The sequence below is a fragment of the Stenotrophomonas sp. SI-NJAU-1 genome, assembly GCF_020883215.1.
Lineage (GTDB): Bacteria > Pseudomonadota > Gammaproteobacteria > Xanthomonadales > Xanthomonadaceae > Stenotrophomonas > Stenotrophomonas indicatrix.
In genome coordinates, this window is the sequence record NZ_CP086598.1 from 2,344,972 (window position 1) to 2,370,140 (window position 25,169).

The window sequence follows — 25,169 nt, forward strand, 5'->3', positions numbered from 1 at the left end:
TGCCGGCATCACGGATCCTCGGTTCAGCGGCCCAGCCGCCAGAAGATGACACCGGCCACCAGCGCCGGCACGGCAAACACCAGCAGCAGGATCGGCAACTCCTCGCGCACCGTATAGCCTGCCCGGCTGACCCCCACCCACATGTTGGCCACCGATACCAGAAGCCAGGTGCCGATGAAGGCCAGCAGCGCCGTTGGCAGCTGCGAACCACCTGTGCTCCAGAGCCTGCCGAACAGCGCGAAGACACCCAGCAGCAGGAACCCGCCGACGATCACCAGAAGCACGTGCATGGTCACTCTCCCCGATGGCTGCCATGCAGCCTATCTGCGGCCAAGTGTGCGCTGCAGAGGGTGATCGTGGATTCACCTTCCGGGGACCGCGAACAATCCCGTCGTCGCTCATCCGATAGCAAATGCGAACAATTCCCATTACTATTGAATTCGGCACCGAGGGTGGAATACGGCCCTGCCCATACGGCTGCTGCATGAACCCCTCTGAAGGACCCCGCATGACCCGCATTGCCCTGCCCGCCGCCCTGCGCCTCCTGACACCTGCCCTACTTGCCGTCAGCCTGTGCGCCGTCCTTCCGGCGGCGGCGCAGCCCACCCCCACGGCGGTGGACGTCCATCTTCCGGTCGCCCCGCTGCAACAGTCACTCAATGCGGTGGCCAGGCAGAGCGGCATCCAGCTGCTGTTCGCTGCGGACAGCGTTGCCGGCCGCCAGGCGCCCGCCTTGGACGGCCGCTATGCCCCGCGCGAGGCACTGCAACGGCTGATTGCCGGCCAGGGCCTGAGCGTTGAGGAACGCTCGCCGGGCGTGTTCGTGATCCGCAGCGCGCTCGCTACGGCAGCTGCGGCGGCAAACACGGACCGCCCGCGCACTGCGCCAGCGCCGGCAGCCGCAACCTCGCTTGGCAGAGTGACTGTGTCGGCGTCCACCGCCCGCATGCCGCAGGGCGAGACCGCCATGCCAAACACCATCACCGTGCTCACCCGTGAGGACGTCCAGCAGCAGCTGGCATTGGGCTCGGATGTGTCACGCGTGCTGTCCTCGCAGATCCCGGCCTTCGCTCCGGCACGCGAGAAGATGTCCAACTATGGCGAAAGCATGCGCGGGCGCGGCATCCTGTACATGGTCGACGGCGTGCCGCAGTCAACCCCGTTGCGCGACGGCTCGCGTGATTCGCATACCATCGATGCGGCGATGATCGAACGCATCGAAGTGATCCACGGTGCCAACGCGTTGCAGGGCATCGGCGGCACCGGCGGCATCGTCAACATCATCACCCGCAGTGCGCCGAGCGAACCGGGTGCTTTCCTGCTGGACAGCAGCCTTTCGCTCACCGCCGCCTCGCCGCGCCGGCGCGATGATGACGGCCTGCGCGCTTCGGCACTGGTGGGCATCCGCGGCGAACAGTTCGACCTCGTGGCCGGACTTGCCCATGAACGGCAGGGCCTGTACTACGACGGCGATGGCCGTGCGATCGGCACCAACGCGCAGGGCGAACTGATGGATTCGACCTCGACCAACATCTTCGCCAAGATTGGCTGGAACATCGCCGAAGGCCAGCGCGTGCAGTTGATGGCCAATCGCTACGAACTGCGTGGGCTGGACAACTACCTGCCTGTGGATGGCAACTTCCGCACCGGTCGCCCGGCCACGTCGGTGCCCGGCGATACGCCGCTCGATCCGCCGATGAACCGCTCGCGCTCGCTGACCCTGGACTACAGCAATGCCGATCTGTTCGGTGGCCAGTTCCTGGCGCAGGCCTTCGCGGTCGATTTCGAAGGGCGTTACGGCGCCAGCCAGTGGGACCCATGGGGCAACACGGGTGCCAACGCCGCCTGGGACCAGTCCCAGAATGAATCAGACAAACGCGGCTTCAAACTAACCCAGAGCTGGCGTCGCATCGGCGACACCTCGCTGGACGTGACCCTGGGCCTGGATGGCCTGCGCGACCGCACTCATCAGGTGCTGCTGGCCAGCGGCCTGAACTGGGTGCCGCTGACCACCTATCAAAGCCTGTCGCCGCTGTTGCAACTGCAGTGGTGGCCCACCGACCACGTCATGCTATCCGCAGGCCTGCGTTACGAAAAGGGCGAGCTGGAGGTGGGCGACTACACCACCCTGCCCCGCTACGGCGCACGCAAGGTGGCCGGCGGCAAACCGACGATGAGCGAGACGCTGCCGAACTTCGGCGCGGTCTGGTACATCAATGACCGTCTCAATGCCTACGCGTCGTATTCGGAAGGCTACACCGTGGCCGATGTTGGCCGCGTGTTGCGCGCGATCAATCGCGATGGCCAGCGCGTGGACAACCTGGTGGACCTGTCGCCGGTGGTGACGGACAACCGCGAGATCGGGCTGGAGTATGACGACGGCCGCTTCAGCGGCGATATCGCGTACTACACCTCCGAATCCAAGCTGGGTTCGGTACTGGTCTATGACGCCGGCATCGATGCCTACAATGTGCAGCGCCAGGCCACGCGGGTGGAAGGCTTCGAGACCAACCTGCGCCTGCGCCTGGGTGACAGCCACCTCGGCATGGGCTATGCCCGCGCCAATGGCCGCTATGACGCCGACCTGGATGGTCGTCTGGAAAGCGATCTGGCAGGCGTCAACATCGCCCCGAACCGTCTGACCGCGTTCTGGGAACAGGGCTGGACGTCGCAGCTCAGCACCCGTCTGCAGGCCAGCCATGCCTTCGATCGCGACTTCGACCTGCGCGGCGTGCCGGTGGCCAGCTTCAAGGGCTACACCACGGTCGACCTGGTCGCCCGCTATGCGCTGGGCAAGAGCAGTTTCACCCTGGGCGTGCAGAACCTCGCCAACAAGCAGTACATCACCTACTACTCGCAGACCACGCCATCCAACCCGAGCTATTTCGCCGGGCGTGGGCGAGTGCTTACGCTGGGATGGCAGTACCGCTACTGAGCTGCGGCGCCCTTATGGGTGCCATGAATTCTATGCGTGACGCGACGAAGGAGGCCCATGCTAGTTTCTGGGCCTCCTTCATCGGTGCCCTCCCATGCGCTTGCAGACCCTCGCCATCACGCTCGCTGCCCTGCTTCCCGCTGCGGCCTCTGCCGCCGAACCAGCGCTGCCGCAACTGCGTGCCTACACCGTTGATGCCTCCTGGCTGCAGCCGATGGCGCCGCTGCAGATTGCCGACCACACCTGGCAGATAGGCACCGAAGACCTGACCGCACTGCTGGTGCAGACGCCGCAGGGCGCGGTGCTGCTCGATGGCGGCATGCCGCAGATGGCCGACCACCTGCTGCGCAACATGAAAGCGCGCGGCGTTGCGCCGCAGGATCTGCGCCTGATCCTGCTCAGCCATGCCCACGCCGATCACGCCGGCCCGGTTGCTGCGCTCAAGCGCAGTACCGCTGCGCAGATCGTCGCAAATGCCGAATCTGCGGTGCTGCTGGCACGTGGCGGCAGCAACGACCTGCACTTCGGCGATGACATCACCTATCCGCCGGCAACGGCGGACAGGATCATCATGGATGGCGAGGTGGTCTCGCTCGGTGGCGTCGACTTCACCGCGCACTTCGTGCCCGGCCATACCCCGGGCAGCACCGCCTGGACCTGGACCGACACCCGGGGCGGCAAACCGGTGCGCATGGTCTACGCCGACAGTTTGAGTGCGCCGGGCTATCAGCTGCAGGCCAACCCGCGCTACCCGCACCTGATCGAGGACTATCGCCGCAGCTTCGCCACGGTGCGCGCCCTGCCCTGCGACGTCCTGCTGACCCCGCATCCCGGCGCCAGCGGCTGGAACTACGCAGCGGGCACATCGGCAGGAGCCAAGGCAATGACCTGCCAGGACTACGCCGACACGGCCGAACGCAATTTCGACGCGCAGTTGAAGAAGCAACGCGAAAAGCAGCGCTGATCAGGCGCGGCGGCGATCCGCCGCCGCGCCCGCTACACCTTGTCAGCCACCCTGCCCGTGCTGTGCGAAGGGCTGGGTGCTGCCATCGGCCAGCACCAGCTCCACGGTATACGACTGCACATGGCCATCAGGCATTTCCATGCCCGGTGATCCGGCCGGCATTCCCGGCAGCACCAGGCCACGTGCCGTCGGCCTTTCCTTCAGCAGGCGCTTGATGTCGCTGGCCGGAATATGGCCTTCCACCACATAGCCACCGATCTCGGCGGTATGGCAGGACGCCTTGCCGGCCGGTACGCCAAGCCGTTGCTTGACCGGATGCATGTCATCGGTATCGCGTATCTCAACCGCGAAGCCGGCGGCCCTCAGGTGGTCGGCCCACACGCCACAGCAACCGCAACTGGCCGTCTTGTACACGATGGCCAACGGAAGCTCCCGGTCGATCGTCGCTCCGGCCGTCGCCTCGACCGCCGAGGTGGTTGCGGTTGCGGGCGAGGACACAGCCTCTTCGGAGGCACGCGCGCAGGCGGTGGCCAGCAGAACGGGGGTGAGCAACAGGCTCAGGGAAAGAATGCGGTTCATGGATCAGGTTTTCCTTTGCAATCGCAGGCGCGAGCGCCTGCCATCCACGCGACGGATGCGCGTGGGTCAAGTAGATGAGGGGTACTGCAGGACGGCAGGTACGCAACCTGCGCGCGATCAGGCGATCGGCGGACGAATCAGGTGAGGTAGCGCAGGCGCGGGATGAGCCGGCGGCAGCGCGTCGCCGGGCACTGCACGCAGCGGCCATGCAGCAAGGCTTGCCGCCGACGGCAGCATGGCCACACTCGCCGGCACGCACTCGCACCCCTCGCTGCTGCACGCGGCTGCGTTCCGTTCATCGCAGCAGGCGGGCGTGACAGAGATCGCAGCGTCGGCGATCTCGTGGGAGCCATCGCAATGACCACCGCCGGGCTGACCGTTGATGCCGGCCGAGGCAAGCGCCAGCGCCGGTGCATTGAGCACCAGGGTCAGGAGCAGCATCAGTCGCAGCAGCAGGCCGGATATATCCACGGGCTGATGATAGCCGACGCACGATGCGCCCGTCGCCGCTGCCTGCTGTCATCATGCATGACGTTCATTGGAGCCTTTCCATGCCGGCCCGCTTCGCCCCTGCAGCCCTCCTGCTGTCCGCGTTGCTCAGCCATCCGGTGATGGCAGGCGAACGCCAATGGACCATGTAGTCCAGCGCCGATGATGACGACACCCATGAGCGCTGGAAGGTAAGCGGGACGCGGCTGCGAACGCTTCCCGCCTTCGACCGGCGTCAGCCTCGACTACAACGCCAAGGGCTGGACCCAGATGGTAACGGTGCTGCTGGATGGCAGCATCGTGCTGAACGACAACGGGCAATTGCAGGAACGGGGTTTCATGCGGACACGTCGACCTGCGCGCGCATCCGTACCGGAATGGATTTCGCTGCTGGTGTACCGCTGATCCGATCGTAGTAGTCCAGCGGCAGCAGGGGGTTCAGCTCCGGGTAGTAGCCCGCCAGCGCCCCGCGCGGCATTGGGTAGTCAAGCACGGTCAGGCCTTCGATTCGCCGCGTCACGCCGTCGTCGCTGATGGTTTCCAGGCTTACCAGGGCTTCCTTGCCGAGCCCGCGCGCCAGACGGTCCTCGATGTTCATGAACACCACCATGCGGTCGTTGTACACGCCCCGGTAGCGGTCGTTGTAGCTGTAGATGGTGGTGTTGTACTGGTCGTGCGAGCGCACCGTGGCCAGACGCAGCATCTCCGGGTCATCGACTACCGTGTTCACTTCCAGGCCCGGCATGACGAGGATGTTGGCCTTGCCGTTCGGCGTCGGCCACACGCGCCTGCGCGGCGGAATATCCAGGTGGAAACCGTGCAGTGCCTGGATGCGCTCGTTGAAGCCGGCATAGATGTCCGGGTAGACGGCGGCGATCAGGTCGCGGATCGGGCCGTAATCGTGCATGTACGCGGCCCAGTCCACCTTGCTGTCCGGCAACGTTGCCATCGCCATCCGGCAGACGATCTCCACCTCCGGCAGCACGTGGTCGCTGGCCGGCTCCAGCACGCCGCGCGACGCCGTCACGTTGGACATCGCATCTTCGATGGTGACGAACTGCTCGCCCTTCGGCGTGCGGATCCACTCCGAGCGCGCCACCACCGGCAGGATCAGCGCGTCGCGACCGTGCACAAGATGCCCCCGGTTGAGCTTGGTGGCGATGCCCACAGTCAGTTCCAGTCTGCGCATGGCCTGGTAGGCCCGCTCGGTATCGGGCACGGCATGGATGAAGTTGCCGCCCATGCCGATGAACACCTTGGCGCTGCCATCGAGCATCGCCGCGATCGACTCGACCACATGGTGGCCGTGCTCGCGCGGCGGATCGAAACCAAACACCTGCTGCACGCGATCCAGGTAGCGCGCCGTCGGCTTCTCGTCGATGCCGACGGTGCGGTCGCCCTGCACGTTGGAATGGCCACGGATCGGACCGATACCCGCGCCCGGCTTGCCGAAATTACCGCGCAGCAACAACAGGTTGGCCACCTGCTGCAGCAGCCGCGACCCCTGCTGGTGCTGGGTCAGGCCCATGCCATAGCAGATGACCGTCGCCCGCGAGCGGATGTAGATCTCCGCGCAGCGCCGGATCTGTTCCTGCGCGATGCCCGACACCCGCACGATCTCGTCCCAGTCCTGCGCCAGCACGTCCTCGCGCAGCGCCTCCAGGCCAACGGTGTGTTCGGCCAGGAAGGCATGATCCAGCACCTGCTCACCCTGGGCCTCGCGCTCGAACATCACCTTCATCATGCCCTTGATCAGCGCAAGGTCGCCGCCGATGCGGACGTGCACGAACTCGCTGGTGATCTCGGTGGAACCGAACGTGGCCATCTGCACCACGTCCTGCGGTTCGGTGAAGCGGATCAAGGCACGCTCCGGCATCGGGTTGACCGCCACGATCGGCACGCCGCGCTTGCGCGCTTCCACCAGGTTGCTCATCATCCGCGGCGAGTTGGTGCCGGTGTTCTGGCCCATCACGAAAATCGCCTCGGCGTGTTCGAAGTCATCCAGCACGATGGTGCCCTTGCCCACGCCGATCGCCGGCGGCAGGCCACGGCTGGTCGGCTCGTGGCACATGTTCGAGCAGTCCGGGAAGTTGTTGGTCCCGAACTCGCGCACGAAGATCGAATACAGGAACGCCGCCTCGTTGGGCGTGCGGCCGGATGTGTAGAACTCGGCCTGGTCGGGGTTGTCCAGCGCCTGCAGATGGCGACCGATGAGTGCAAACGCCTCGTCCCATTCGCAGGGCACGTAGTGATCGGTGGCGGCGTCGTAGCGCATCGGCTCGGTCAGCCGGCCCTGCTGCTCCAACCAGTAATCGGTCTTCGCCATCAGCTCGGTGACGGTGTGCTGGGCGAACAGCTCACGGGTCACCCGGTGCTGGGTCGCTTCCCAGGCCAGGGCCTTGGCACCGTTCTCGCAGAATTCCAGCTTCTTGCGGTGGTCGGCATCGGGGAAGGCGCAGCTGGGGCACTTGAATCCGCCCGGCTGGTTCATCGCCAGCAGTGCCTTGGATCCTTTGCCGATCACGCTCTGCTGCAGCAGCACCTTGGCGGTCGCCCCGGCGGCCCCCCAGCCGCCTGCCGGTTGGTTGTAGGGCTTGTAACGCGGCGGCTTCTGTTCGGACATGGTCGGGAACCTGCGTTGGTGGAGTGCCTGCCAGCAGTGCCGGGCCCGCGCCCGGCTGCCGTGGCCAGTCAAGCACACCGGCAACCCCAACGCCATGGCCCAGCCCGGGTACAGCAGGCTGCCATGGCAACGGTTACCCCCGCGTCTTCACTGGATGGCTGCGCTATCCTCCGGGCGTAGCCTGCCCTTCTGCTTTACCCAGGATGTGCCGCATGCCCGGATCGACGTTGCCTTCGCCCCCGCCCGCCGGCACGGCCCTGCGCACGCTGCAGCGCTGGCGCAGCACGGGGCAGGAGCAACGGGTCGATACGATCGCCGAAGAAGTACCGGTGGCGATGCGTTACAACGGCGCGGCCTTCGCGGTGATGATGGCCACGCCATGCGACCTGGAGGATTTCGCGCTGGGCTTCTCGCTCAGCGAAGGGTTGATCGAGCGTCCTGATCAGTTGCTGTCCCTCCAGGTGCAGCCACAACTGGAGGGCATCGAGCTGAATATGAGCGTGTCCACCGACGCCCCCGCCGCCGCACTGGATCCTGACAACGGGCGCCTGCTGCCGGGTCGCGGCGGCTGTGGGTTGTGCGGTGCACGCCAGCTGGAGGACGTGCTGCGTCCGCTGCCTCCGGTAAAGGACCGCCGCACGCATCAGACGGCTGCACTGCAGCGGGCATTGGCTGGGCTGGCCCTACGCCAGCCGATGAATGCAGCCAGTGGTTCGACCCATGCCGCGGCCTGGGCCGATGCCAGTGGCCGCATCGGCTGGGTGCGCGAAGACGTCGGCCGCCACAATGCGCTGGACAAGCTGATCGGTGCACTGCACCACAACGAACACAGCATCGATGGCGGCCTGCTGGTGGTATCCAGCCGTGCCAGCTACGAAATGGTCAGCAAGGCAGCGCGCGCCGGTGCCAGCGTACTGGCCGCCGTCTCGGCCCCCACTGCGCTGGCCATCGACCTGGCCCGCAGTGCCGGCCTGTGCCTGGTGGGCTTCGCCCGCGAAGAGGGCTTCAACGTGTATACCCACCCGGAGCGGCTGCAGGGGAATGGCCTGCACGGGCATCCGCCTGCCTGACGGGCGCCCTCAGCGTTCAGCACCGCCGCCGGCCAGCGCCGCCATCGACGCGCCCTGCCGCTGTGCGTGGCCCTGGCAGGCGCGATCCTGTTGCTGTCCGCCTCGCTGTACCTGCCGTTGAAGGAATCGCTGCTCTGGCACGGCGCTGCCACCGCCTGTGGTGGGGTGATGCTGGCCACCGCACATCTGCGCAACCGGCGGGCGCTGGGGGCTAGCCGCTCAGCTCGAACACAGCCGCCACCCAGTCGATGAACACCCGCAGCCGCGGCGATGGCGTGCGGTTGCGCAGATAGACCAGGCTGACCGGGCTCGGTGTGGGTGGCATCCCGGGCAACAGCTCCAGCAACTGCCCGCGCGCGATGTAAGGATCCATCCGGTAACGCGGTGCCTGGATGATGCCCAACCCGGCCAGCGCGGCACCGAGGAAGGCGTCGGCACCGGACACCCGCACGCGTGCCGGCAGTGGTACGTAGCGAACCTGCCCGCCCTGCTGGAACTCCAGCGGAATGAGCTGGCCGGTGGCGCTGGAACGGTAGCCGACCATCTGGTGTCCCGCCGCCAGCGACGCGATGCTTTCCGGCCGCCCGTGTGCCTGTACGTAAGCGGGCGACGCCACCGTGACCTCGCGCAGCAACGCCAGGCGCCGCGCGGCCAGATCGCTGTCGGCCAGTGTGCCCACGCGGATGGCCCCGTCCACCCCCTCGCGCAGCAGGTCGACATAGCGGTCGCCCTCGCTGACCTCCAGTTCGATGTCCGGGTACCGCTGCAGGAAATCCGGCAGATGCGGAAACAACAGGTGGCGCCCCAGCGTACCGTGCACCTCGATGCGCAGCGGCCCGCGTGGCGGCACGTCACGGAACGCGGCTTCGGCATCGTCCATGTCCGCGATCAGGCGCAGACAGCGGCCGTAGAAGGCCTCGCCTTCCAGCGTCGGCACCACCACGCGCGTGGTCCGGTGCAGCAGACGCACACCCAGACGCTGCTCCAGTGCTTTGATCGCGTCGGTCACCGTGGCCCGCGGCAGCCCCAGGTCTTCGGCGGCACGGCTGAAGCTGCGGCGCTCGACGATCCGCACGAACGCACGCAGGGCGGTGAATCTGTCCATTGTTCGGGCAGCCGGATGATGTTTCCGGATTATCCATGATTATCCGCGACGGCGGAGAGACGAAGATGGCCGTGCGCCATGCCGGCGCGCCCTTCTGGAATCTGCCATGACCTCCTCTGCTTCCCGCTCTGTCGCCCTGGTCACCGGGGGCTCCCGTGGCATCGGCGCGGCCATCTCGCGCCGTCTGGCCGCCGACGGCCATGCCGTGGTGATCAACTATGCCGGGCGCCGTGATGAGGCCGAAGCACTGGCTGCCGAATTGACCGCCAGCGGAGGGCACGCCATCGCCCTGCAGGCCGATGTCGCCGACCCGCAGGCCGTGCACGCGCTGTTCGACGCCATCGAAGCACGCTTCGGTGGCATCGATGTGGTGGTCAACAGTGCCGGCGTGCTGCAATTGGCCGCCCTGGCCGACAGCGATGATGCCCTGTTCGACCGCGTGATCGGCATCAACCTCAAGGGTGCATTCAATGTGCTGCGCGAGGCCGCGCGGCGCGTCCGCGATGGTGGTCGCATCGTCACCCTGTCCACCAGCGTGGTTGGCATCAAGCTGGAAAACTACAGCGTGTATGCCGCCAGCAAGGCCGCGGTGGAGACCATGGGCGCGATTCTCAGCAAGGAACTGCGTGGGCGCGGCATCACCGTGAACGCGGTGGCGCCCGGGCCGACCGCCACCGATCTGTTCCTGGACGGGAAGTCGCCGGAACTGATCGATCGGCTGGCGAAGATGAATCCGTTGGAGCGGCTGGGTACGCCGGAAGACATCGCCGGCGCGGTGGCATTCCTGGCCGGTGCCGATGGCGGCTGGATCAATGGCCAGGTGCTGCGGGCCAATGGTGGGATGGTGTAGCAGCGTGCCAACCAAGGTTGGCATCTACCAGATCACGCCACATTGGTAGTCGCCCACCTTGGTGGGCGCGCGGCATGCCAACCAAGGTTGGCACCTACCAGGGGCGCTTCAATGCGGTGTGCACGGTTCCGGTAGAGACCAACCTTGGTTGGCGCCGCCCCTCAACCGCCGGGCATGGCCCGGCGCTACCGTGGGTGTCACCGGCTCATCGAATACGGTGCCTGCGCGCCCTGCCCCGGCCAGTCCTTGTTCGGTTCGGCCTGCATGGTGAAGTGCAGCTCGCCACCGGCCAGGATCTCATCATGGCGCAGGAACGTGCGCTGCAACGGCGTGCCGTTGAGGGTCACGCTGCCGACATAGGTGTGCTTGTCGTCCAGCCCTTCGGCCACGATGGTGAAGGTCTTGCCGTTGGGCAGCCGCAGTGCGGTCTTCGGCAGGAACGGGCGGCCGAGGATGTACTCGCCCGAGCCCGGCGCTACCGGGTAGAAACCCAGCGCGGTGAACACGTACCACGCCGACATCTGGCCCACGTCATCGTTGCCGGCCAGGCCATCGGGCCGATCGGCATACTGCGTGTCCATGATCTGCTTCAGGCGTGCCTGCGTGCGCCACGGCTGGCCGGCATGCGAGTACAGGTAGGCGACGTGGTGGCTGGGCTCATTGCCATGCGCATACCAGCCGATCAGGCCGGTGATGTCTTCCATGTGCTCGAAGATGGCCGGATCGACCTTCGCGTTGAACACTTCATCCAGGCGCGCCAGAAGTTTGTCACTGCCACCATGCGCTGCGGCAAGGCCGGCCACATCCTGCGGCACGTACCATGAGTACTGCCAGGCATTGCCTTCGGTGTAGTCGGTGCCGTAGCCGCTGGCACTGGGGTCGAACGGCGTACGGAAGCTGCCATCGCGCTTGCGCGCACGCATGAAGCCGGTGTCCTTGTCGAAGGCGTTGCGCCAGTTGCCCGCGCGCTTGTCGAAGGTTGCGGCTACATCGGTCTTGCCCATCGCCTGCGCCATGCGCGCGATGGTCCAGTCATCGAACGCGTATTCCAACGTCTTGCTGGCTGCTTCGCCTTCCTCGTCGATCGGCACGTAGCCCAGCTCACGGTACTGGGCGATGCCATCGTAGGGGCCGTAGTTGGCGGTCTGCACCATCGCCTTCAGGGCCTTGTCCGCGTCGAAGCCACGAATGCCTTTCACGTAGGCATCGGCGATCACCGGCACCGCGTGGTAGCCGATCATGCACCAGTCTTCCAGGCCGTGGAACGACCACACCGGCAGCATGCCGTAAGGGCTGTGCTCGTGATGGGCCAGCATGGAATTGACGAAATCGCTGTTGCGCTTCTCCGGCTGCACCAGGGTCAGCAGCGGATGCAGCGCCCGGTAGGTATCCCACAGCGAGAACGTTGAATAATTCGTGTAGCCCTTGGCCTGGTGCACGGCGTTGTCCGCACCGCGGTACTGGCCGTCGGCATCCATGAACAGCGTCGGCCCCAGCAGCGTGTGGTACAGCGCGGTGTATGCGCTGCGACGCGCGTGTTCCGGTGCGTCGATATCCAGCACCGACAACGCCTGCGTCCATTCCTGCCGCGCCTGCGCGCGCACACGGTCGAAATCGAAGTCGGCCACTTCGGTATCGAGGTTGGCGATGGCGCCCGCCTCGCTGACCGGCGAAATGGCCACCTTCACCACCAGCGGTGCATCCAGCTTGCCGAAGTCGAAGGTGCCCACCAGCTGCCGCCCCTCGATCTGCGCGCGCTGCGCCGGGTCCTTCTCGCCCGGGGGGGCGAAGCCCTTGTAGACGATGTCCTGTTCGGTGTTGTGCAGCGCGTGGCTGGCCAGCGGCCGCGAGAAGCGCATCGCGAAATACAGCTGGCGGCCGGCGGCCCAGCCACGCGTCTCGCGGAAGCCGGTGATGGTGCCATCGCCACGCACGCGTACCCGCGACCAAAGGATCTTGCCCGGGTAGTCATACATGCTGGTACGCATGTCCAGCAGCACCTTGGCTTCGCTGCCCTTCGGGAACGCATAGCGATGCACGCCCACGCGCGCGCTGGTGGTCAGCTCGGCGCGCACCTTGTAGTCGTCCAGGGTGACCGCGTAATAGCCCGGTTCGGCCTTCTCGTCATCGTGGCGGAAACGCGAGGCGTAACCGCTGCGTGGCTTTTCGGGGTCGCCGCGCTCCAGGCCAGGGTTGCCGGTGAACGGCATCAGCAGGATATCGCCCAGGTCGGAATGACCGGTGCCGGAAAAGTGCGTGTGCGAGAAACCGACGATGCTGCTGTCGTCGTAACGGTAGCCCGCCGCCCAGCCGTAGGCCTTCTCGCGCGGCTGGATGCGCGTGTCCGGGCTGAGCTGGACCATGCCGAACGGCACCGTCGCACCGGGGTAGGTGTGCCCCTCGCCGCCGGTGCCGATGAACGGATCGACCGAGGCATAGGCCTTCTCAGCGGCGGTCTTGGCCGGGGCGGCCACGGCCAGGCCGGAGGCGAACATCGCCGTAGCGGCGACAGCGATCAGGAGACGACGGTCCAGCGTGGGCATCGGCATTTGGATCGATTCAGGTGGTGGTCAGATCCTAGCACCGGGGTGGTGGTGTCGCATGCTGCAGTGCGGATGCCGCCTTCAACCCAGCATCTGCAGCGCTATGGATGGATCGACGCTGGCGTTGAAGGGATCCTGCCAAGGCTGGCAGTCCCATTTCGATGCAAACGCGCCAGCGGTTGTCGCAAATGGGCACTACTGAACAAAATCTGCCCGTAACTGGAGACTTCCAGAGGCAGTGCCTGGTGGAACAGACCGGGGTTACGTGTGCAGCATGGCCACGCAGCGGGATGACCGCCGCCGGGATTGGAACCCCGCATCGCCCACCGCGTTGCCGGTGGCCACGTCCCTGAAGGAGGCATCGCATGCTGCATGACCCGCCCATCCTGACCCCGGAAATGGAATCCCTGCTCTTCCGCATCGAGCACGCACTGAACACCGCCGAGTGCCTGGCGGCAATGATCAGCGGGAACGCGCCGGCCGAACCACAGGCCCATCCGCACACGGGCTTCACCGTGCAGAAGATCACCGTCGCCATGATGGCGCTGAGCCAACATGGTCGACGACTGCTGCACGAACTGCGCGGGCCGCATGCGCCGGTGACGCTGCATTGATGAGGGCAGAGCCGAGCATCGACTCGGCTCTTCAGCAACCGGTCAATCGGGCAGCGCGCTCTGTAATGTTGCAAGATCTGCAGCGTCAACCGGCCGCACCACGCGTGCCACTTCCTTACCGTCGCGCAACAGGATCACCGTCGGCCACAGCTTCACCTGGAACGAGCGACCCAGCGGCTTGCCCTTGCCGTCTTCGATCTTCCAGTGCGGCAGATCATGTGCCTCGACGAAGGCCTGCAGCGCCGGTTGCGCGGCCTGGCAGTGGCCGCACCACGGCGCACCGAATTCCAGCAACAGCCAACCGGCCTGCGCCTCGGCCTCCGCGCGGGCTGGCTCGGCTGCCACATGGTCACGCATGAAGGGCATGCCGGTTACGCCTGCAGCGTGCGCTGGATGTCTTCCAGCGGCGCGTTGGTAAGATCCTTGGCGATATCGGCCAGCAAGCGCGCCTGCGTCTCCTTATGCAGCAACGGACGGATGCGGCCCAGCGTGGTGGGATCGGCAATCAGCACCAGATGCGCGTAACGGCTGTTGAGCGCGTCTTCATTGAGCTGCTCGGCCACCTGCTTGGCGAAGGTCGCCTCGTTGAGCTGCGAGATCGACATGTCCTTGGGCACCGCGCCGGATGGCCCCTGACCGGACACACCCTGCTCGCTGATGTCCTGCAGGCGCAGCTCGCCTTCCTGTTTCAGGGTGAGCTTGTGCTCGTTGCCGACGTTGGTGAACACGCGGGCCGAGCCACCATCGGCGACGATAACCAGGGTGCCTTCGGGAATGCGACGGGTCATGCGTTACTCCTTGCGTTGGTTCGTGACCACCGTAAAAGCCGTGGCGTGAGCGAGGCGAGCACAACATGTTCATTCGATGTGCGTGGGTCATGTCATGAACAGGCGCCATGGAACACTGCGTTCGTATGGGCGCGATTCTCGGCACGCTCACACTGTAATCGTTATCATGAAGGCATGATCGACACGACCCACTGCACGTCAGCCGCTGTTGCTGGCCTGCGGGAAGCACTGCCGACCGGCGTTTCGCTTTCCATCATTGCCTCTCCCTCGCCTTTCCATCGCCTCGCGCTGGATCCCGGCGGATGACGCCAGCGGGCCTTGCCCCGCCTGTTGCCTGCGGCTGCCTCTACCGCGCGTGCACTGACACGTAATCGGACCCATTCAAGTGTTCTGCGTTCTGGCAGCGGGCAATGCGTGTTGCGTGCGCGGCGTTTCATCGCACACGCCTTTCGCCCCTTCCGGGCCTTCCATCCGATGCCCCTGCGCCTGCTGCGCCAGCATCGCCGTTTCCGACTTCCGGGACTTCCGTAGCGCCCATCCACATTTCTTTCCTACCAAGGAGTCCCCATGCAGGACAACTCCGATGCCCATGCCCATTTCGGCTGGTTCAAACGCCGCCGCCACCTGAAGGTCGACGAGATCACCGTTGTCGACAAGCCCATGCTCAAGCGCGCCGTAGGCGCCGCTGCACTGGGCAATGCGATGGAATGGTTCGACTTCGGTGTCTATGGCTATCTTGCCGTCACCATCGGCCAGGTATTCTTCCCGTCCAGCAACCCCACCGCGCAGGTGATTGCAGCGTTCGCCACGTTCACCGTGGCCTTCTTGGTACGCCCGCTGGGCGGCATGGTCTTCGGGCCCCTGGGCGACCGCTACGGGCGCCAGAAGGTACTGGCCTTCACCATGATCATGATGGCACTGGGTACGTTCGCCATCGGCCTGATTCCCTCCTACGAACGCATCGGCATCTGGGCGCCGGTGCTGTTGCTGCTCGCACGCGTGGTGCAGGGCTTTTCCACCGGCGGCGAGTACGGCGGCGCGGCGACGTTCATCGCCGAGTACTCCACCGACCGCAATCGCGGCCTGATGGGCAGCTGGCTGGAGTTCGGCACGCTGGGCGGCTATATCGCCGGTGCCGGTACGGTGACCGCACTGCACATGCTGTTGAGCAGCGGGCAGATGCTGGACTGGGGCTGGCGCATTCCGTTCCTGGTGGCCGGTCCACTCGGCCTGCTGGGCCTGTACATGCGCATGCGGCTGGAGGAAACGCCAGCGTTCCGCGCGTTCGCCGAAGAGGCCGAGAAGCGCGACCATGAGCGCCCCGGCCTGGTCGACCTGTTCCGCGTGCACGGCCGCCAGCTGATCGTCTGCATGGGCCTGGTGCTGGTGTTCAACGTGACCGACTACATGCTGCTGACCTACATGCCCAGCTACCTGAGCGTGACCATGGGATATGCCGAGAGCAAGGGCCTGCTGCTGATCATCATCGTGATGCTGGTGATGATGCCGTTGAATATCGTCGGCGGCCTTTTCAGCGACAAGCTGGGCCGGCGGCCGATGATCATCGGTGCCTGCATCGCGCTGCTGGTGCTGGCCGTGCCGAGCCTGCTGCTGGTGGGCAGCGGCAACGACGGACTGATCTTCCTTGGCCTGATGCTGCTGGGCCTGGCGCTGGTGTGCTTCACCAGTTCGATGCCGTCCACGCTGCCGGCGCTGTTCTATACGCCGGTGCGCTACAGCGCGCTGTCCATTGCGTTCAACGTGTCGGTGTCGCTGTTTGGTGGCACCACGCCGCTGGTCACCGCCTGGCTGGTGGAGCGTACCGGGGATCCGCTGGTGCCCGCGTACTACCTGATGGGCGCCGCAGTGATCGGCCTGATCACGATGATCTTCGTGAAGGAGACCGCCGGCCTGCCGCTGCGCGGTTCGCCGCCGGCCGTGGGCTGCGACAAGGAGGCGGCTGCGCTGTTGAAGAGTGATGCACCGGTCACGGTGGACCGCGCCCTGCCTCCGTTGCCCGACGTGGCGGAGCCGGAACCGGTGACCCCGGCCTGAGTCGGCTGAGGCAGCGCCAGCCATTGCCTGGCGCTGCCGTCTGCACGGTCCAACGCAGCGCGGAGGTTACCCACCGCAGTCGAGCATTGTTCGTCGCTGCGACCAGGGCGGCGTGGTGGCGACGTGCACCCTGGCGTCATCGGCGCAGATCAACGCGAAGGTTTCCCGGCCAACGGCGTGCTGTCGGCATGCAGCTCGATCGCACACATGACGATCGGCTTTGCCCAGTCCGGCGTGTGCAGCAGCTCCACCACCGACACCGGATACTGCAGGCCGTGACGGTCAAGCGCCAGCACCGGCAAGGGCGCAACACGTCCGTGGCGATCGGCCGGCGCGCTGTTGTCGTAGACATGCAGTTCGGCCAGGTGCGGCATCAATGCCAACAGGTTTTCGCGCGCGGAATCGAAGCGTGCGCGGATCTTGTCCTGCGGGATGTCGTGGCCTCCAGCGGCAACACGGGCCGCTACGCGCGCCACGTGCAGTTCGACCGTGGCCAGCCCGCAGAACCAGATCGCCACGTGGTGCTGGTTGCAGGCCTCGCGCAACAAGCGCGGGATGGTATTGCCGCCCAGGGTGGTTTCAAAGGCGAAGTCGCTGCCGTCCGCGATCGCCTGGCGCAGCCGGCGGGCGCCTTCCTGCCAGGCTTCAGCGTTGGCCTCGGCAAGCGGCCAGCCGGCCTCCACCAGGCACCGGGTGAAACTGTCCGGGTTGTACCAGCTCAGTCCATCGGCCTCCAGCCAGGTACCGAGCAGCGAACTCTTGCCAGCGCCGTTGACGCCGGCCAACGCCAGGATCCGCCCCATGGTTCAGAGCGGGCGGCCGAGCGCGACCTTGTGGCCGCGGCGGATCGGCTTGCCCATCACCTTGCCCAGCCCTTGGCCCTGCTGCAACCCGGCCAGAGCCTGGTCGAACTCGCTGCGCAGGCGCGACAGCACGTCGCTGCGCTCTTCGATGTCGCCGCCACCGGCCCTGGCCAGCAGCTCCTGGTAGGTCCTGATGTCCACGATCACCGCCTCGGGGTGATTGTGGTTGGTGATGACCAGCGCCTGCTTCTCGCGCACGGTACGCATCAGGCTGGGCCAGCCACGGGTCTTGACCGAGGACGCCGGGGCCTTGTCGAGGCCGGGCAGGTCGAGCGGGAGGGTCATGGCAGGGCTCCAGCGGAAGGATATGGGCCCACTATACCCAATTTGGCCAAATTGGGGATAAATGCACTGTCTGCCGTACATCCCCGTTCTCGCGGATGCCGATCTACGGCTCTTCCAGCGCCTCGAAACGCTCGGCCAGGTAGTCGATCAACGCGCGGACCGCCGGCAGCAGGCCGCGCCGCGACGGGAACACGGCATGCACGATGCCATGCCTGGGCTGCCACTGCGGCAGGATCGGCACCAGCGCGCCGCTGGCCAGTTCGTCGGTGATCATCATCCGCGGCAGCATCAGCACCCCTACACCGGCCACTGCCGCGCTGCGCAGGGCGATCATGTCATCGCTGACCAGCCGCGGGCGGTGGTGCACGCTGGCCTGCACCTGCTCCGGCCCGGCGTATTCCCAGGCATGCCGCTGGGCGGGCGATGCCAGGTCCACGGTCGGCATCATCGCCAGATCGGCCGGCACTTCCGGCGTACCCATGCGCTTGAGCAGGGCCGGGCTGGCAGCGGTACACCAGATGCGGCGGGCCAGCACGCGCACCACCAGATCGCTGTCCTCCAGCGGTGGCGGGCGCACGCGGATGGCCACATCCACGCCCTCGCCCACCACGTCCACGCGCCGGTTGGTGGCATCCAGCTGCAGGGTCACCTGCGGATGCAGGGCCAGGAAGTCAGCCAGCATGGCGCCAACACGCGCGTGCAGCAGTGCGATCGGACAGGCCAGCCGCAGGGTGCCGCGTGGCTCGGCACGCGACAGCGCGATGGCCTCCTCGGCCGCTTCGGCTTCCACCAGCATCGCCTTGCAGTGCCGGTAGTAGTCCTGGCCGATCTCGGTAACCGAGAAGCGGCGGGTGGAACGTTGGATCAGGCGGACACCCAGCCGTTCCTCCAGCAGGGCGATGCGGCGGCTGAGCTTGGACTTGGGCATCGCCAGTGCGCGCCCGGCCTGCGAGAAGCCGCCATGCTCGACCACCATGGCGAAGTAGAACAGGTCGTTCAGATCGCATCGGCGGATGTCGGCGATGAACACGGGACGATCTCCTGCGGCCCTTGCTGGGCCCGCATCGTTCACGAAACAGGACTATGACGGCAAATTCTGCCGACTACCGGGCCCATTGTCACGCCGATATCGTCTCCGCAACGAAAAACAGCGACCGGTTGCCCCGGTCAGGAGATCGCCATGAAGCGTGTCACCGGTACCTACAGCGCCCCCCGCCCGCACTGGGTGGGCGACGGTTTCCCCGCCCGTTCGATGTTTTCCTACAACACCCATGGCCAGCACCTGAGCCCGTTCCTGCTGCTGGACTACGCCGGGCCGTACAGTTTTCCGCCCAGCGAGACCCCGCGCGGGGTCGGCCAGCATCCGCATCGCGGCTTCGAGACGGTCACCATCGTCTACGAAGGCGAAGTCGCCCATCGCGACTCGACCGGCGCCGGCGGCACCATCGGCCCGGGTGACGTGCAGTGGATGACCGCTGCCTCCGGCATCCTCCATGAGGAATTCCACACGCCGGAATTCAGCAAGCGCGGCGGCACCCTGGACATGGTGCAGCTGTGGGTCAACCTGCCGGCCAAGGACAAGATGGGCGCACCGGGCTACCAGACCCTGCTCGATGCGCAGATTCCTTCAGTGGGCTTGCCCGACGGTGCCGGCCGCGTACGCGTCATCGCCGGGACATTCGATGGTCATGCCGGCCCGGCCCGCACGCATACCCCGATGGACGTGTGGGACATCCGCCTGCTGCAGGGCCAGCACGCCGAGCTGCCGGTGGCCGAGGGCCGCACCCTGGCGCTGGTGGTGTTGAAGGGCACGGTGCGGATCAACGGCGGCCAGGCAGTCGGCGAAGCACAGCTGGTGACCTTCGACCGCAGCGGCGAAGACGTGTTCATCGACGCCGACAGCGACGCCACCGTGCTGCTGCTCAGCGGCGAACCCATCGACGAGCCGGTGGTGGGCTATGGCCCGTTCGTGATGAACACCCAGGCCGAGATCAGCCAGGCCGTCAATGATTTCAACCGCGGCCGCTTCGGCCAGATCGCGCACTGATCCACTGCATTGCGGCGGGCAACCGCCCGCCGCATTCCGGGCCTTCGCCCCCTCCCCAGGAGACTGACCATGAGTACCCCCGCCAACTTCAACGGCGCCCGCCCGGTGATCGACCCGGACAACGCCGCGATGCTGCTGATCGACCACCAGAGTGGCCTGTTCCAGACAATCGGTGACATGCCGTTCACTTCAGTACGCGCGCACGCCACCGCCCTGGCGAAGATGGCCACGCTGGCGAAGATGCCGGTGATCACCACCGCGTCGGTACCGCAGGGGCCGAACGGCCCGCTGATCCCGGAGATCCATGACGCCGCACCGCATGCGCAGTACGTAGCGCGACGCGGCGAGATCAACGCCTGGGACAACCCCGAATTCGTCGCCGCGGTGAAGGCCACCGGCCGCAGCCAGCTGATTATTGCCGGCACCATCACCAGCGTCTGCATGGCCTTCCCTTCCATTGCCGCCGTCGCCGACGGCTACCAGGTGTTCGCGGTGGTCGATGCCTCTGGCACCTATTCGAAGATGGCCGAGGAAATCACCCTGGCGCGCGTGGTGCAGGCCGGTGTGGTGCCGATGGATACCGCTGCGGTCGCCTCGGAAATCCAGCGCACCTGGAACCGCGAGGACGCCCAGCAGTGGGCCGCGATCTACACGCAGATCTTCCCCAACTACCAGCTGCTGATCGAGAGCTACCAGAAAGCGCAGGACGTGCAGAAGAACCACGAACAGCTGGATTCGCAGCGTAGCTGAGCCACTGCATCCACGGCGATTTCCGCCTGCCGGCACGCCGCCGGCACCACGCAAGCCAACCCCGACCAGGACACCCCCCATGGCCAGTGAACCGATCCGTGACCCCGTCAGCGACCACCTGCTGACCCCGCAGAATTCCGCCTTCATCATCATCGACTACCAGCCGGTACAGGTGAACTCCATCGCCTCGATGGACCGCCAGCTGCTGGTCAACAACATCGTCGGCACTGCCAAGGCGGCGGTCGCCTACGGCCTGCCGATCGTGCATTCGACCGTGAACGTGCAGACCGGCCTGAACAAGCCGCCGATCGCGCAGCTGCGCAAGGTGCTGGGCGACTACCCGACCTACGACCGCACCACCATCAACTCCTGGGAAGATGTCGAGTTCCGCAAGGCGGTGGAGGCCACCGGCCGCAGGAAACTGATCATGACCGCGCTGTGGACCGAAGCCTGCCTGACCTTCCCCGCGCTGGATGCGCTGAAGGAAGGCTATGAGGTCTACGTGGTGGTCGATGCAGTGGGCGGCACGTCGCTGGCCGCGCATGATGCCGCGCTGCGCCGCATCGAACAGGCCGGCGGCCAGTTGATCAGCGTGACCCAGCTGTTCTGCGAACTGCAGCGCGACTGGGTACGGGCGGAGACCGTGCCGGCCTTCATGAATCTCTTCATCGAAACCGGTGGCACGGCCGGCATCCAGTTCTCGTACGATCGTACCGAGTGATTCCTTGGCGGCTCCGGCTCCGGCTGGCGCCGCCTTTTCCTGCAACCGAGCATGGCTCGGCCCTACCACCGGGGATTTCCATGGCCTACGCACGCATTGTTTCGACCACCGACAACTACCTGCACCACATCAGCAACGGCCATTTCGATGTCGCGGCCGATGAACCCGCTTCGCTCGGCGGCCAGGGCAAGGGCTTCGCCCCGTTCGACCTGTACCTGGCCTCGCTGGCCGCGTGTACCGCCATCACCCTGCGCATGTACGCGCAGCGCAAGGGCTGGGAGCTGGGCGAGTTCCACGCCGAGCTGCGTTCCGAACGTGATGCGGATGGACGCTTCCATGTGCACCGCGTGCTGCATACCACCGCCGAGCTGAGCGATGCGCAGTGGCAGCGGTTGCTGGACGTGGTGGAAAAGACCCCGGTGACACTGGTGATGCGCGAAGGTGCACGGATCACCAGCGAGCGCGGGGCTACTGCCTGATCGCCGCGTATGGCCCGGCGCTACCGGAGGAGCCTGGCGCCATCAGGTAACGCCGGGCCATGCCCGGCGGCCCTGGTTTCAACGCCGCGAATGCAGCACGGTGCGCTGGCGCATGGCGTTGAATTCCTGTTCGACCTGCTGGATGTCTTCGATCTGGAAGCCGGCGGCATCGAGCAACTGATCGGCCGCGGCAGCAGCCAGCGGATCATCCTCGCGCTGGCGCCAGCAGCGTGCCGGCAGGAAATAGCCGACCTCGCTGCGCCCGCGCATGATGACGACCGGCCGCCCCGCATACAGCAGGAATTCGGCCAGGTGCTGGCGCAACCCCTCCACCGAGACATAGGCCGGCCCGATGCCCAGTGCCTGCGCGGCGGGCTCGGAACTCTCGAACAGTTTGCGACGGCTCATCCACTCCTCCTTTGTGCAACGCGTGGTCTCCTTTCCTAGACGGGCGCGTTGCCGCACCCCCGCCACGCGTGTCGTGACTGTGGTCACGCTGTCCGATCAGAAACCGGTATTGAACTCCAGCTGGAACACGTCGATCGACAACGGCGGGCCCGACACTTCCTTGGCCGCCATCCACTTGCCGCTGATCCAGCTGCGCGCGTCCAGCGCATAGGCGCCGCCCACGTAGTAGCCGCGCGCATTGGTGCCGCCCAGGTGGAAGTTCGGATCGTTGTAGGCATCGGGCAGAGCATCGGCCTCGATCCGCTTGTAGCCCAGCAGGGCCTGCCACTGGCCCTTCTCCTTCAGCTCGGTGGCGCCGAAGGTGGCTTGCAGCATCCAGGCGGTGTCGCCGCTGCGGAAGGTGTCGATGCTGGCACTGCCACCGGCACCGTAGTTGTTGACGATGCCGTTGTTGGCCCGCGCGAACATGGCCTGCTTGTCATAGGCCAGGTTGCGGATGTAGTCCGCATCCAGGCGCATGCCGATCTCCTGCGCAAACTGTGTATCCCAGCGCAGGTTGAAGGTCGCCAGGCGGAAGGCGGAAGCCAGGCCCACATACTGCGGCGTGGGCGTGTTGGCCGGATCCAACGGGTTGCGGGCGATGTCGCGGATCAGCATCAGGGTGTTGCCCTTCTGCATGAACGCCGGCCGCGACCAGTCGGTATCGCAACCGACCGCGCCAGCGTACAGCGCGCACGGAGACGACAGGCGACCACTGATGTTCTTGAAATCGTAGTAGCCCAGCGCCGCACGCAGGCTGTTGTCATCGTTGAAGCGCCAGCTCACCCCCACCTGCGCACCGGACAGCCACTTGTTCTCGTTGGGCGTCTTCACCCGGCTCTGGCTGGGCGCGCTGTCGGAGGTGTACTCCAACGGCACCACCGCCAGGTTGCCGAACAGGCCGACCTCCTCGGCGAGGCCGTAGCTGAGATTGGCCGCCAGGCCGTCGAAGTTCAGATCGTTGGAGAACAGCGTGTCGCTGGTCCAGAACGGATTGCCGAAGCGTCCGCCGCGCACCGTCACCCAGTCGGCCGGGCTGTAGGCCAGCCATGCCTGGTCCAGCCACACGTCCTTCTTGCCCAGGCCACCGCCAAGCTGTTCGGTGGTGGACACCGGCCCGTTGCTGCTGCCGCTGGCCAGGCGCACGCCTGCGGTGGTGTGCTGGCCGATCGTCGCCTCGATGCCCAGCCGTGCGCGGATCCGCCACAGGTTGCGGCGGTCCTGGCGGGTGTTGAGCAGCGGCGGCAGCTGCAGGTTGGTGTTGTTGTTGGTATCGAAGCCGTTGCCAGCGTTCACCGAGGCCCAGTTGGTCTCGATGTCGCTGTTGCGCTCGGAGTAGAAGCGCGATTCGCTGCGCACACGCATGTCACCGCTGACCTTGATGCGCTTGGTCCACTCGGCCACCTCGTTCGGCGCGGCCCAGCCCTCGGCTTTGGCCTGCGCCATCACCTCCTGGCGCACCTCATCACGGATGCCATCACGCACGCTCTGCGGCACGTACGGCACACGCACATCACCGGCTTCCAGCGCCACGCCGCCGCTGCTGGCTGCGCTGACCGCGGTACCGCGTTGCGCGGCCGCCGCTTCTGCTTCGGCCTGCACCAACAGGGCTTGGCCGTCTTCGGGCTTGAGCGCGCCACTGGCGATCAATCCCTTGATCAACTTGACCATGGTGGTTTCGGCAGCCATCGCACTGGCCGGCACGGCCAGGCTGAGCAGTACGGCGCAGCACAGCAACGCCCGTCGGGCCGGCCGTGGGCGGCGGGATGCGGTTCGAGCGCGGTCGTGGTCGTTCATCACGGTTCTCATCGGAAGAAGGGAAATCACGGAAGTCATCGGTCACGCGCCGGGACGGCGCCCCTGGATCAGCACGCGCGCGGGGAAATCCAGCGACGCTGGTGGCATCTGGTCGACCCTGCCGATCTGTCGCAGTGCTTCAAGCACGGCCACGTCGGCCTCTTCGTTGCCGCTGCCACGCACCAGCTCGACCTTCTCCAAGCGGCCATCGGGCGCCAGCCAGACATTCACCTGCAGCTGGAACGCCAGGCGCTTGACCCGCGCATCGCGCGAAATCGCTTGCTGCATCAGATAGCCCAGGTAGCGGCCATAGCTCGCGTTGCCGGCACCACCGCGGCCGACGCCGGACGAACCACCGCCGCTGCCCGACTGGATGCCGAAGTTGTCACCACCGGCCTGTGCATCGGCGTCCATGGTCACCGGGTCGGCGTTGTCCGGCGTCGGCGTCGGTTCTTCGGCCGGCGTGGGCGGGTCCAGCGGTTCCGGCTCGGTCACGGTCTCTTCCGGCGGCGTCTCCGGCTCAGGCGGCTTTTCCGGCGGTGGTGGTGGTGGTGGCGGCGGTGGCAACGCCAACATGGGCGGTTGCACCACCGGCCGGCGGGTGCTGGCGGTGTCCTTGAACAGCAGCCACCACACGGCAACACCCAGTACCAGCAGCGCCGCCAGCACCAGCGCGATCGTCACCAGCAACTGGCGTCCGCGCGTACCGGGCTCCTGCAGGGGTGGTCGATGACCGGCCATGCCTCAGCCCTGCGCCTTGCCGGTGACCAGGCCGACCTGGGCCAGCTCCAGCCGGCGCAGCAGATCCAGCACCTCGACCACGCGCGCGTACTGCACCTGCGCATCACCGCGCACGATCACCGGGAAATCCGGCGAGGTTGCCCGTTCGGTACGCAGGCGGTCCTCCAGCTCGGTCATCGTCACCGGGTAGGCATCCAGGAACACCTGGCCACTGGGGTCGATGGTGATCGCCTTGGTCTTGGGCTTCTCCAGTGCGGTGCTGTTGCTGGCCCTCGGCAGGTTGACCTCGATGCCGGGAATGGAGGCGTTGCTGGTCAGGATGAAGATCACCAGCACCACCAGCAGCACGTCGACGAAGGGCGTCACGTTGATGCCCTTCTCGCGCTTCTTGATGCCGAACTTCGCCTTGTAGCCCATGGCCGGC

The 25,169-nt window shown here is 66.3% G+C and carries 25 protein-coding genes and 1 pseudogene; 11 read left to right on the top strand and 15 right to left on the bottom strand.

What is annotated here, in order from left to right; all coding sequences use genetic code 11:
• Window positions 1–23: 23 nt before the first annotated feature.
• Window positions 24–290, bottom strand: coding sequence for a hypothetical protein (locus tag LMF57_RS10790; RefSeq protein ID WP_117310512.1), 267 nt, complete (start codon window positions 288–290; stop codon window positions 24–26).
• 218 nt (window positions 291–508) lie between these two features.
• Between LMF57_RS10790 and LMF57_RS10795 the strand changes: the two genes are divergently transcribed.
• On the top strand, window positions 509–2,935 hold the full coding sequence (locus LMF57_RS10795) for a TonB-dependent receptor (RefSeq protein WP_229289829.1): 2,427 nt from the start codon (window positions 509–511) through the stop codon (window positions 2,933–2,935).
• 94 nt (window positions 2,936–3,029) lie between these two features.
• Window positions 3,030–3,899 carry a L1 family subclass B3 metallo-beta-lactamase gene (gene blaL1, locus LMF57_RS10800; protein WP_208083020.1) on the top strand — a complete coding sequence of 290 codons (870 nt, stop codon included), beginning with the start codon at window positions 3,030–3,032 and terminating at the stop codon, window positions 3,897–3,899.
• Window positions 3,900–3,941: 42 nt separating this feature from the next.
• Here the strand turns inward: blaL1 and LMF57_RS10805 are convergent, their stop codons facing one another.
• The 3 genes from LMF57_RS10805 to LMF57_RS10815 all read right to left on the bottom strand — a co-directional run bounded on the left by LMF57_RS10805 (window position 3,942) and on the right by LMF57_RS10815 (window position 7,590).
• The gene (locus tag LMF57_RS10805; protein WP_208083251.1) at window positions 3,942–4,478 is read right to left on the bottom strand and encodes a DUF411 domain-containing protein; all 537 of its coding nucleotides are present in this window, start codon (window positions 4,476–4,478) and stop codon (window positions 3,942–3,944) included.
• Window positions 4,479–4,595: 117 nt separating this feature from the next.
• Window positions 4,596–4,919 (bottom strand): hypothetical protein, encoded by a 324-nt coding sequence (locus LMF57_RS10810; protein WP_208083250.1) that lies wholly within the window; start codon window positions 4,917–4,919, stop codon window positions 4,596–4,598.
• Window positions 4,920–5,304: 385 nt separating this feature from the next.
• Window positions 5,305–7,590: an FdhF/YdeP family oxidoreductase gene (locus LMF57_RS10815; RefSeq protein ID WP_208083249.1), complete on the bottom strand. Its 2,286-nt coding sequence runs from the start codon at window positions 7,588–7,590 to the stop codon at window positions 5,305–5,307.
• 212 nt (window positions 7,591–7,802) lie between these two features.
• On the opposite strand from LMF57_RS10815, the gene fdhD reads away from it, so the two are divergent.
• Together fdhD and LMF57_RS10825 are read left to right on the top strand one after the other, a co-directional pair.
• Entirely contained in the window at window positions 7,803–8,660 is an 858-nt protein-coding gene (fdhD, locus tag LMF57_RS10820) for a formate dehydrogenase accessory sulfurtransferase FdhD (protein ID WP_208083248.1), read from the top strand.
• A gap of 18 nt (window positions 8,661–8,678) precedes the next feature.
• A pseudogene (locus LMF57_RS10825) lies at window positions 8,679–8,912 on the top strand (MerC family mercury resistance protein); the annotation flags it as partial.
• On the opposite strand, the gene LMF57_RS10830 reads toward LMF57_RS10825, so the two are convergent.
• Complete coding sequence (locus tag LMF57_RS10830; RefSeq protein ID WP_208083247.1) at window positions 8,872–9,765, bottom strand: LysR family transcriptional regulator; 894 nt, start codon at window positions 9,763–9,765, stop codon at window positions 8,872–8,874. The pseudogene LMF57_RS10825 and the gene LMF57_RS10830 overlap by 41 nt on opposite strands.
• A gap of 106 nt (window positions 9,766–9,871) precedes the next feature.
• On the opposite strand from LMF57_RS10830, the gene LMF57_RS10835 reads away from it, so the two are divergent.
• A complete protein-coding gene (locus tag LMF57_RS10835) occupies window positions 9,872–10,615 on the top strand; it encodes an SDR family oxidoreductase (protein ID WP_099784313.1) in 744 nt (247 codons plus the stop codon).
• Between the two features lie 197 nt (window positions 10,616–10,812).
• Here LMF57_RS10835 and LMF57_RS10840 read toward each other — a convergent pair whose 3' ends face one another.
• Window positions 10,813–13,164, bottom strand: a complete 2,352-nt coding sequence (locus LMF57_RS10840; protein ID WP_208083246.1) for a GH92 family glycosyl hydrolase — start codon at window positions 13,162–13,164, stop codon at window positions 10,813–10,815.
• A 359-nt stretch (window positions 13,165–13,523) separates the two neighbouring features.
• On the opposite strand from LMF57_RS10840, the gene LMF57_RS10845 reads away from it, so the two are divergent.
• Window positions 13,524–13,772 (top strand): hypothetical protein, encoded by a 249-nt coding sequence (locus LMF57_RS10845; protein ID WP_208083245.1) that lies wholly within the window; start codon window positions 13,524–13,526, stop codon window positions 13,770–13,772.
• A gap of 42 nt (window positions 13,773–13,814) precedes the next feature.
• Here the strand turns inward: LMF57_RS10845 and LMF57_RS10850 are convergent, their stop codons facing one another.
• Complete coding sequence (locus tag LMF57_RS10850) at window positions 13,815–14,138, bottom strand: thioredoxin family protein (RefSeq protein WP_208083244.1); 324 nt, start codon at window positions 14,136–14,138, stop codon at window positions 13,815–13,817.
• 5 nt (window positions 14,139–14,143) lie between these two features.
• Window positions 14,144–14,560, bottom strand: a complete 417-nt coding sequence (locus LMF57_RS10855; RefSeq protein ID WP_117310525.1) for a host attachment family protein — start codon at window positions 14,558–14,560, stop codon at window positions 14,144–14,146.
• A gap of 567 nt (window positions 14,561–15,127) precedes the next feature.
• On the opposite strand from LMF57_RS10855, the gene proP reads away from it, so the two are divergent.
• Complete coding sequence (gene proP / locus LMF57_RS10860) at window positions 15,128–16,615, top strand: glycine betaine/L-proline transporter ProP (RefSeq protein ID WP_117310526.1); 1,488 nt, start codon at window positions 15,128–15,130, stop codon at window positions 16,613–16,615.
• Window positions 16,616–16,764: 149 nt separating this feature from the next.
• Here the strand turns inward: proP and LMF57_RS10865 are convergent, their stop codons facing one another.
• The 3 genes from LMF57_RS10865 to LMF57_RS10875 form a co-directional block, all read right to left on the bottom strand.
• Complete coding sequence (locus LMF57_RS10865) at window positions 16,765–17,418, bottom strand: hypothetical protein (RefSeq protein WP_229289830.1); 654 nt, start codon at window positions 17,416–17,418, stop codon at window positions 16,765–16,767.
• A 3-nt stretch (window positions 17,419–17,421) separates the two neighbouring features.
• Window positions 17,422–17,763: a type II toxin-antitoxin system prevent-host-death family antitoxin gene (locus LMF57_RS10870; RefSeq protein WP_208083242.1), complete on the bottom strand. Its 342-nt coding sequence runs from the start codon at window positions 17,761–17,763 to the stop codon at window positions 17,422–17,424.
• Window positions 17,764–17,866: 103 nt separating this feature from the next.
• The gene (locus tag LMF57_RS10875) at window positions 17,867–18,793 is read right to left on the bottom strand and encodes a LysR family transcriptional regulator (protein WP_229289831.1); all 927 of its coding nucleotides are present in this window, start codon (window positions 18,791–18,793) and stop codon (window positions 17,867–17,869) included.
• Between the two features lie 150 nt (window positions 18,794–18,943).
• Here LMF57_RS10875 and LMF57_RS10880 point away from each other — a divergent pair, with 150 nt between their 5' ends.
• The 4 genes from LMF57_RS10880 to LMF57_RS10895 all read left to right on the top strand — a co-directional run bounded on the left by LMF57_RS10880 (window position 18,944) and on the right by LMF57_RS10895 (window position 21,760).
• Window positions 18,944–19,810 (top strand): pirin family protein, encoded by an 867-nt coding sequence (locus LMF57_RS10880; protein WP_229289832.1) that lies wholly within the window; start codon window positions 18,944–18,946, stop codon window positions 19,808–19,810.
• 69 nt (window positions 19,811–19,879) lie between these two features.
• Window positions 19,880–20,560, top strand: coding sequence for a hydrolase (locus tag LMF57_RS10885; RefSeq protein WP_025874388.1), 681 nt, complete (start codon window positions 19,880–19,882; stop codon window positions 20,558–20,560).
• Window positions 20,561–20,639: 79 nt separating this feature from the next.
• A complete protein-coding gene (locus tag LMF57_RS10890; protein WP_099784337.1) occupies window positions 20,640–21,281 on the top strand; it encodes a hydrolase in 642 nt (213 codons plus the stop codon).
• 80 nt (window positions 21,282–21,361) lie between these two features.
• Entirely contained in the window at window positions 21,362–21,760 is a 399-nt protein-coding gene (locus tag LMF57_RS10895; protein WP_229289833.1) for an OsmC family protein, read from the top strand.
• 78 nt (window positions 21,761–21,838) lie between these two features.
• Here the strand turns inward: LMF57_RS10895 and LMF57_RS10900 are convergent, their stop codons facing one another.
• The 4 genes from LMF57_RS10900 to LMF57_RS10915 all read right to left on the bottom strand — a co-directional run bounded on the left by LMF57_RS10900 (window position 21,839) and on the right by LMF57_RS10915 (window position 25,162).
• Entirely contained in the window at window positions 21,839–22,168 is a 330-nt protein-coding gene (locus tag LMF57_RS10900; protein ID WP_093818477.1) for a hypothetical protein, read from the bottom strand.
• A 96-nt stretch (window positions 22,169–22,264) separates the two neighbouring features.
• On the bottom strand, window positions 22,265–24,004 hold the full coding sequence (locus LMF57_RS10905) for a putative porin (RefSeq protein WP_229289834.1): 1,740 nt from the start codon (window positions 24,002–24,004) through the stop codon (window positions 22,265–22,267).
• 42 nt (window positions 24,005–24,046) lie between these two features.
• Window positions 24,047–24,745, bottom strand: a complete 699-nt coding sequence (locus LMF57_RS10910; protein WP_229289835.1) for a cell envelope integrity protein TolA — start codon at window positions 24,743–24,745, stop codon at window positions 24,047–24,049.
• A 3-nt stretch (window positions 24,746–24,748) separates the two neighbouring features.
• Window positions 24,749–25,162: a biopolymer transporter ExbD gene (locus LMF57_RS10915; RefSeq protein ID WP_229289836.1), complete on the bottom strand. Its 414-nt coding sequence runs from the start codon at window positions 25,160–25,162 to the stop codon at window positions 24,749–24,751.
• Between the last annotated feature and the right edge of the window lie 7 nt (window positions 25,163–25,169).

Coding starts and splice junctions, on each gene's coding strand:
- LMF57_RS10790 (WP_117310512.1), bottom strand. CDS start 290: ATGCACGTGCTTCTGGTGATCGTCGGCGGGTTCCTGCTGCTGGGTGTC.
- LMF57_RS10795 (WP_229289829.1), top strand. CDS start 509: ATGACCCGCATTGCCCTGCCCGCCGCCCTGCGCCTCCTGACACCTGCC.
- blaL1 (WP_208083020.1), top strand. CDS start 3,030: ATGCGCTTGCAGACCCTCGCCATCACGCTCGCTGCCCTGCTTCCCGCT.
- LMF57_RS10805 (WP_208083251.1), bottom strand. CDS start 4,478: ATGAACCGCATTCTTTCCCTGAGCCTGTTGCTCACCCCCGTTCTGCTG.
- LMF57_RS10810 (WP_208083250.1), bottom strand. CDS start 4,919: ATGCTGCTCCTGACCCTGGTGCTCAATGCACCGGCGCTGGCGCTTGCC.
- LMF57_RS10815 (WP_208083249.1), bottom strand. CDS start 7,590: ATGTCCGAACAGAAGCCGCCGCGTTACAAGCCCTACAACCAACCGGCA.
- fdhD (WP_208083248.1), top strand. CDS start 7,803: ATGCCCGGATCGACGTTGCCTTCGCCCCCGCCCGCCGGCACGGCCCTG.
- LMF57_RS10830 (WP_208083247.1), bottom strand. CDS start 9,765: ATGGACAGATTCACCGCCCTGCGTGCGTTCGTGCGGATCGTCGAGCGC.
- LMF57_RS10835 (WP_099784313.1), top strand. CDS start 9,872: ATGACCTCCTCTGCTTCCCGCTCTGTCGCCCTGGTCACCGGGGGCTCC.
- LMF57_RS10840 (WP_208083246.1), bottom strand. CDS start 13,164: ATGCCGATGCCCACGCTGGACCGTCGTCTCCTGATCGCTGTCGCCGCT.
- LMF57_RS10845 (WP_208083245.1), top strand. CDS start 13,524: ATGCTGCATGACCCGCCCATCCTGACCCCGGAAATGGAATCCCTGCTC.
- LMF57_RS10850 (WP_208083244.1), bottom strand. CDS start 14,138: ATGCCCTTCATGCGTGACCATGTGGCAGCCGAGCCAGCCCGCGCGGAG.
- LMF57_RS10855 (WP_117310525.1), bottom strand. CDS start 14,560: ATGACCCGTCGCATTCCCGAAGGCACCCTGGTTATCGTCGCCGATGGT.
- proP (WP_117310526.1), top strand. CDS start 15,128: ATGCAGGACAACTCCGATGCCCATGCCCATTTCGGCTGGTTCAAACGC.
- LMF57_RS10865 (WP_229289830.1), bottom strand. CDS start 17,418: ATGGGGCGGATCCTGGCGTTGGCCGGCGTCAACGGCGCTGGCAAGAGT.
- LMF57_RS10870 (WP_208083242.1), bottom strand. CDS start 17,763: ATGACCCTCCCGCTCGACCTGCCCGGCCTCGACAAGGCCCCGGCGTCC.
- LMF57_RS10880 (WP_229289832.1), top strand. CDS start 18,944: ATGAAGCGTGTCACCGGTACCTACAGCGCCCCCCGCCCGCACTGGGTG.
- LMF57_RS10885 (WP_025874388.1), top strand. CDS start 19,880: ATGAGTACCCCCGCCAACTTCAACGGCGCCCGCCCGGTGATCGACCCG.
- LMF57_RS10890 (WP_099784337.1), top strand. CDS start 20,640: ATGGCCAGTGAACCGATCCGTGACCCCGTCAGCGACCACCTGCTGACC.
- LMF57_RS10895 (WP_229289833.1), top strand. CDS start 21,362: ATGGCCTACGCACGCATTGTTTCGACCACCGACAACTACCTGCACCAC.
- LMF57_RS10900 (WP_093818477.1), bottom strand. CDS start 22,168: ATGAGCCGTCGCAAACTGTTCGAGAGTTCCGAGCCCGCCGCGCAGGCA.
- LMF57_RS10905 (WP_229289834.1), bottom strand. CDS start 24,004: ATGAACGACCACGACCGCGCTCGAACCGCATCCCGCCGCCCACGGCCG.
- LMF57_RS10910 (WP_229289835.1), bottom strand. CDS start 24,745: ATGGCCGGTCATCGACCACCCCTGCAGGAGCCCGGTACGCGCGGACGC.
- LMF57_RS10915 (WP_229289836.1), bottom strand. CDS start 25,162: ATGGGCTACAAGGCGAAGTTCGGCATCAAGAAGCGCGAGAAGGGCATC.